Raw genomic sequence first — 4,455 nt, 5'->3', positions numbered from 1 at the left:
TTTGAAGCAATGTACTATGATAAGATTAACCCGTTAGGTCAGGTGGCCTAACTTAAATAAAAAAGTCTCCGACAAACCCGGTACGGTTCAAAGTGCAAGTGCAATTCCGCAGTTTATTGAACTTTTAGCTAAGCAGTCTGACTCTTACTATACTCTAGATACTAATAGAGTATAAAGTCTATGCTATACAGAATGATAAATTCTGTATAGCTAAATCTAAAAAATATAGATTAGACCTCTTGCGAAAGTATCGTTTTACCTAATTTTTGAATTGGCTAAAACCTTATAATATGTAGCTTTTGGCTGTTTAAATTTTAAATTTTGACTAACGCAAGACGTCTATTTTTATAAATATTTTTTTATTCTTAGGGCGTGTCATCAATTAGCTTGAGAAAATCTTACCGGTCCTCATAATTTTTTCATGACTAAACGCTATGCATTAAAAGATGATCAGTGGGAACAGGTTAAAGATCTGTTACCTGGACGAATGGGTACTGTTGGAGTAACGGCCAAAGATAACCGACTATTTGTTGAAGCGCTATCGTTCAGGTATCCCGTGGCGAGACTTATTCGAACGCTTTGGTGATTTTAGAGTCGTGCATACTCGCTTTTCTGCGCAGCTGTATTCATTTTATCTGCATTCAGTCGTTCCAGTTCCAGGTCAACCGCAGCAATATCTTCTTCAACCGCTTCGTCCCATAGGTGGATTTGTTTTGCGGTGAGATGTTCATTTTTACTACCGAATTTATACTGTTTAAATAGCGCAAGTTCATGCTCGTATTTTTGAGTGAGAACAGAGAGATGTTGGTTGCATGCTTCAAGATGTTGAACTTTGGCATCCAATTGCTGATTTGATACTTCAAGATGCTGAACTTTGGTATCTAATTGTTGTTTATCTTCTGCGAGTTGTTGATGCTGCAGCGCTAGCTGTCTGGTAAATTCCAGCAGTTGTTCATGGGTCAGTTGGCTTAAGTCAGGCAGCATTTTAATGACCGCAGTATGCCTGAGGTCATGACGCAGAGGAAATAGAACGTTTGGAGAATAGCAGAATGTACCAAGCTGGTTTAGAGCATCGTCACCACCAATGCGCTGCCAATGCAAACCCTGGATCAGTGACTGTAACTGTTCCAGACTGATCGCCATGCTTTCACCCTGGTGAACCTGCGCCCAGTGGAATTTTCCCTGTTCCAGCCGCCGGGCACACAGCCAGATCCCCGTCCATCATGCACCAGCACTTTCATGCGATGGCCACGTTTATTACAGAACAGGTAAGCGCAATGCGGTTTGATCGAGCCAAAGGCTCTCAACACCTTAGCCATGGCAGTATCCATACCCGCACGCATGTCCATGGGCTGGGTAGACAACCAGATTTCATCAATACGGATCATTGAGTCAAACCCTGGATCAGCAACAGTAATTCAGTTACTGACTCCACTGGCCAGTCGATCTCGATCATCTGATCCCTTGCGGAACTTTGTTCCTTATGCAATGGAATCCTGATATGAGCGACAGCATTCTTCTCCGGCACAGGTGGCGGAGGTGCGTCTTGTTTGACTGGAGTCGGGTGAAGCATGACCGGAAGAAAGTCAGTCTGTGGAATGGAGGGGGGTTAATGCAGGGGCATTGATCTGGACTGACGAATCCATTTATGCAACAGATTGGCATTGATCTGATGTTGCATTGCGACCTTAGCCACTGATGTATCTGGCTGCTGGCATTGCTGAATAAGTTGATGTTTAAATTCAGCCGTGAAGGTTCGACGGGGCTTTTTTAGCATTGGTGTGCTGTCTATAACTGTCTTTAAATCCATAAATAGGTGTCCACTTAAAATTTAGTGGACACTATCGTGGTATTCATGAGTGAGAAAAAGTGGGGCTCAGCGGACGCTTACTTTCATCTTGAGAGAGTTGGGTGTATTTCTTCATTGCGTGCTTTCCAATTGCGAGTTGAAAAAGTCTAATGATTCTACGAATACACCTAAATTTTTCAACTAACTACAAATGTGTCGCACTTGTGATTTGAATCTGCTGTTTTCAAAATCTGTTTTTCAGCTCGTTATGCAACAAAGCCGAACCGAATTAAAAATAGAAATGTAGTTGAGCTGATGCTTGCTCATTTCTTTATTTTTAGTAATTGAGGTGAACATACTGTCAGTACATGGTAGTTATAAGTAACGTGTAACTTTGTTTGCACAAAGATTTGAGTTCTGCCAAGTGATGGATTGATTTGTACTTAAAATTTTAAGCTTATCCACTTGCTTTGCAAGCCACTACACTTTATTTACAATCCTATGTTGTGGAAGTAAGGGATCTTGTACTCGCCCAGTATGTTCAACTTGATTATATCTAAAGGACTATTAGGCTTCAATCAAATCAATTTTCCAATTATTCGACTGAATTAACACATTTAAATCACGTAATTTAAGACTAATATCATCAGCTTGTTTTTGTAATGATGAAACTGGAATAACTTTATGCCACTTTATTTCCCGCGTACTATAACGATCAGATTCACGAGATGTATTACTTATTGCTGCAGTTAGGGTTTTGTGCTGTTCTACAAATTCATCACGCAAAGACAATAAAGCAAGTAGAGAACGACCATCATTTAATTTTGTTAAAGCATTAGTTTCATGAATTGCATAACTTAATTTTTGAAATTCTTGAATTAAAGAAAATACTTGTTTTAATAGTTCATTAGGATCTTCAGATGGTTTATCACCATCTTGTACCAATACATTTGCATTGATACGTTGTTTTAGTGAAATAATTTTTTTTTGTTGATCACTTCGAAGTAAGAGAGCTTCTGCTAATTTCATTTTTCACCTATTAACCAATTAGAATTAAGTTTTAAGCAGCTAAGTAATTTCACAAATACTATATCCTCATTCTTTAAAGATCAAAACAATTGATTTTTTATAATTTTCAGAGGTAGAAGTCTTATATTTTGTCATTAGTCGAAGCTCAGAATTAAGCTAAAGGCCTTTTTCAGATGCAGAATCCTTTATCTGATCCTAGACAGTATTGTGGACAGTCGATCCCTCTAAATTCTTACAATATTTTTGTTCAAAGGCTTCAGGACTTAACCAGCCATTTGCAGAATGTCTTCTGATTCGATTGTAATAAATCTCGATATAGTCAAACAAGACAGCATTCGCTTCTTTTCGAGTGGCAAACACACGCCATGGATTACATGACCTTTCAATGTATGAAAGAAGCTTTCAGTCACTGCATTGTCCCAACATGAGCAGTGTACTGCGCAAGACTGCGTGACATACTTTGAATACAGTTATTCGTCAATAATAGTGCTCTAAAAGCACGACTACAGTACTGACTGCCTTGGTCAGAATGAACCATAACTCCTGTTGAATAAGCTTTTCATGCGCCAAGGTTGGTCCGAAACCATGCAGTTGATCAGAAACAATATTGAGGCACTTGAGTCTGAGTTCTTAAGAAAGCCTGGAATTGCTGGTTTGGCCACGACCCGTATGGGCTAATGCAGCTGGACCTTGAACTTTGTATTTCTGCAGTAACCGGGTAATTTGACGGGTGGAAAGATTCAGGATTTCAGCAGCACGAATCTGGGTAATATGATGATCTCGAACGTCTTGCAGTTCTGCAAGACGTTGAATTTCTTTGTCAGACATAGTGATCAGCATTTATATTTTATATCCAGTCCATGGTGATAAAAACCATCATAAACCAGACATTTTTATTGGTGAGAATATAGACACTTTAAATGGGTTCTAACACACTGATTTCGTATAATATTGATTATGTTAAGCGAAGTATACCAAACAATAACTTCATATATCCCTTGCACTCACCTGATTTCAATAAGTTAAAGTACTATCCTTTAATTAGATAAATATGATATGTTGAATTAAATTTTAATTCATAAACTTCATCATGTTTGAACTAAAAACAATTCGATTGACAAAAAAAGGTTCAACTAAAAAACAACTAATATTATTGTTTCACCTCAACTCGTACTGTCCCTGTCTATACCCATTGTTGTTCTCAATGAAAGTTTTACGCTTTCAAAGGGCTTTGTTGCACAAAGATTTGAAATGCAAAGCGCCCCTAATTGAGCCAAATTTAAGGCGTAACTTGGGTAAATGGTCGACCTGATTCCGTAAATCTGTTGAGGACTGCTACACGTGCATGAATTTCATTCACTTGGCTATCAAAACTCCTTGCGCTGAGTTTATCTCCTAATAATTTAATGCAGTGCATCTTAGTTTCAACCAACTTCGCCGATGATAGCCTGACCATTTTTTCCATAGTGTCCTGCCTAAACGTTTAACTGTTCGAAGTAATTCATTTCGTTCTAGCGAGCTACTCTTTGTATCTTTCCATGGTTTTGCATTTTTTCTAGGTGGAATCACCGCATGCCCTTGCCGATCTGCAATGACCTGACGGCATTGCTTGGTGTCATAAGCTCCATCGGTATAAA

3 protein-coding genes and 6 pseudogenes are annotated in these 4,455 nt (G+C 38.7%); 1 reads left to right on the top strand and 8 read right to left on the bottom strand.

Going from position 1 to position 4,455, the window contains the following annotated elements; translation table 11 throughout:
- Positions 1–421: 421 nt before the first annotated feature.
- Positions 422–608, top strand: a pseudogene (locus tag NI466_RS15520) (transposase); the annotation flags it as partial.
- Here the strand turns inward: NI466_RS15520 and NI466_RS15515 are convergent.
- From NI466_RS15515 to NI466_RS15485, 8 genes and pseudogenes are all read right to left on the bottom strand, one after another.
- Positions 604–990, bottom strand: a pseudogene (locus tag NI466_RS15515) (IS66 family transposase); the annotation flags it as partial. The pseudogenes NI466_RS15520 and NI466_RS15515 sit on opposite strands and share 5 nt — an antisense overlap.
- Positions 991–1,143: 153 nt before the next feature.
- A pseudogene (gene tnpB, locus NI466_RS16020) lies at positions 1,144–1,319 on the bottom strand (IS66 family insertion sequence element accessory protein TnpB); the annotation flags it as partial.
- 65 nt (positions 1,320–1,384) lie between these two features.
- On the bottom strand, positions 1,385–1,573 hold the full coding sequence (locus NI466_RS15510) for a hypothetical protein (RefSeq protein ID WP_016807214.1): 189 nt from the start codon (positions 1,571–1,573) through the stop codon (positions 1,385–1,387).
- A gap of 36 nt (positions 1,574–1,609) precedes the next feature.
- A complete protein-coding gene (locus NI466_RS15505) occupies positions 1,610–1,810 on the bottom strand; it encodes a transposase (protein WP_004647840.1) in 201 nt (66 codons plus the stop codon).
- Between the two features lie 546 nt (positions 1,811–2,356).
- Positions 2,357–2,818, bottom strand: coding sequence for a DIP1984 family protein (locus tag NI466_RS15500; RefSeq protein ID WP_004733111.1), 462 nt, complete (start codon positions 2,816–2,818; stop codon positions 2,357–2,359).
- A 195-nt stretch (positions 2,819–3,013) separates the two neighbouring features.
- Positions 3,014–3,377 (bottom strand): annotated as a pseudogene (locus tag NI466_RS15495) (IS3 family transposase); the annotation flags it as partial.
- Positions 3,371–3,646 (bottom strand): annotated as a pseudogene (locus NI466_RS15490) (helix-turn-helix domain-containing protein); the annotation flags it as partial. The pseudogenes NI466_RS15495 and NI466_RS15490, both read right to left, overlap by 7 nt.
- Before the next feature lie 451 nt (positions 3,647–4,097).
- Positions 4,098–4,455, bottom strand: a pseudogene (locus NI466_RS15485) (transposase); the annotation flags it as partial.

This window comes from Acinetobacter lwoffii (assembly GCF_024129595.1).
Lineage (GTDB): Bacteria > Pseudomonadota > Gammaproteobacteria > Pseudomonadales > Moraxellaceae > Acinetobacter > Acinetobacter lwoffii_O.
Note: the sequence above shows the minus strand (reverse complement) of the source record. Positions and strands in the feature narration are given on the sequence as shown.